Source organism: Desulfogranum marinum, assembly GCF_016918565.1.
GTDB lineage: Bacteria > Desulfobacterota > Desulfobulbia > Desulfobulbales > Desulfobulbaceae > Desulfogranum > Desulfogranum marinum.
Map to the genome: position 1 here is coordinate 1 of NZ_JAFFQD010000141.1, position 906 is coordinate 906.

Annotated in this window: 1 protein-coding gene; it reads left to right on the plus strand. The window is 47.6% G+C overall.

Going from position 1 to position 906, the window contains the following annotated elements; genetic code table 11:
- Positions 1 to 831, plus strand: an 831-nt coding sequence (locus JWH17_RS23225; protein ID WP_205225084.1) for an IS1634 family transposase, incomplete at its 5' end; no start/stop codon positions are given.
- Positions 832 to 906 lie beyond the last annotated feature (75 nt).

Here is a 906-nt window from a genome sequence, read left to right on the forward strand (position 1 = left end):
GGCACCCCCAAAGGCAGGTTAAGCAAGCTAGAAAAATCATTTCTGGATAAATCCTGGGAGCAGGTGCGCTCAGAAGTGAAAGTAAAGCTTCTTAACCAAAACGACGAACTTTACATCCTTGCCAGAAGTGATGGGCGTGCAAATAAAGAGCGTTCAATGCGTAAACGACGGCTCAAAAAATTGTGGCGTAGGCTCCATGAGCTGCAACGTCAAAACATCACTCGCGATACGTTATTGCTGAAACTCGGTGCCGCAAAAAAAGAAGCAGGGAGGGCATATTCTCTGGTTAAAATTAATCTTCCCAAGCCAGAGGAACCCGTCAATTACGAAACCTTCACCTTTAGCCTGAGACATGAAAAGCTGCGCACGGTCCGTCGGCGCGAAGGATGTTATCTGCTTCGTTCGAACGTAACTTCTACCGATCCCGCGATACTCTGGCAGCAATACATTCAACTCACAGAGATCGAACAGGCTTTTAAGGAGTTGAAAGGAGACTTGGCAATACGACCGATTCATCACCAAACCGATGAACGTATTGAAGCCCATATCTTTGTGGCCTTCATGGCATATTGTTTGTTGGTAACGCTTAAACACCGCGCACGGCAATTGGCTCCTGGACTTACCCCACGATCTATCCTGGAAAAATTTTCTACTCTGCAAATGGTAGACGTGCACCTGCCGACAACTGATGGCCGCTATCTAATTTTACCGAGGTACACACTACCCGACAAAGATTTGAAGCTCTTACTTGCACAACTCGACCTGCTTCTTCCGGCACAACCTCCGCCACGGATTGCAGCAGACAAAGCGGCCTGTAAAAAAGCCGTGTAGTGCCGACCTAAAATTGTCGATTATGGAAAAACAGCAAGTTACACGTCCACATGGTCGCGAATTGCGAAAGTCGGG